The following is a 912-nucleotide window of genomic DNA, read 5'->3' on the forward strand; positions in this document are numbered from 1 at the left end:
CGAATCAGTCAGATCGATTAAGGGCAACTGTTCAAATACGTGGGTTAAGTAAATCAATGGATTTAACTGATTTTCTTTTGCAGTTTCCACAATACTATAGGCGATTGCACTTGCTTTTGCGCCTTTCATAGATTGAGAGAAAAGCCAGTTTTTTCGACCGATCACGAAGGGCTTTATGGCTCGTTCACTTCGATTATTATCAATTTCCAAACGACCGTCCTGTAAAAACATTGTTAGACGTGGCCATTGGTTTCGGCAATATTTGACGGCTTGCCCAAGTGCACTTTTCGGCGTGACGCGAGAGCTTTGAGTTTGTAGCCATACTGAAAAAGCATCCAGCACAGGCTGACTACGTTCAAGCCGCTCTTTTTGGCGTTCTTCAGGACTGACATCCTTTAATTTTCGCTCGATGGCGAATAATTGATTACAGAATTGGAGTCCTTCTTCCGCGGCGCAAGGCGTTTCTTTATTCTTTGCTTCCGCAGGCAATGCAGTGAGCGCTTCGTCAAATTTCCTACGCGAATGTGCCCAACACCCCACCAGTTTTACCTTCGGTATATCGTTATACCCCTGATAGCCATCGACATGCAGAAATCCTTCAAATCCTAAAAGGAAGGCTTTCGGATGCTTGGCAGCCCTTGTTTGTTGGTAATCATACAACACAATGGCTGGCACATCACGCCCCGTTCGATACAGCCACATATACGACTTAGATGTCGCCGGACGCCCTGGTTCGGAAAGTACTTGAAGCGTCGTTTCATCCGCAAAGAGAACACTTTGCCTCAATAAATGAGTTTGAAGGCGTTCGTAAAGATGGCTAAGCCAATGGCTTGCCCCATACATCATCCAGTTTGCCAGTGTTTGACGTGATAAAAAGACGCCTAGGCGTTCCAATTGTTTTTCTTGACGATA

Annotated in this window: 1 protein-coding gene; it reads right to left on the reverse strand. The window is 45.3% G+C overall.

Annotated features, from left to right (window positions below; all coding sequences use genetic code 11):
* A partial coding sequence (gene tnpC, locus H2672_RS19135; protein ID WP_186674001.1) for an IS66 family transposase occupies positions 1-912 on the reverse strand: 912 nt, incomplete at both ends.

The sequence above is a fragment of the Sporosarcina sp. BP05 genome (assembly GCF_014282005.1).
Taxonomy (GTDB): domain Bacteria; phylum Bacillota; class Bacilli; order Bacillales_A; family Planococcaceae; genus Sporosarcina.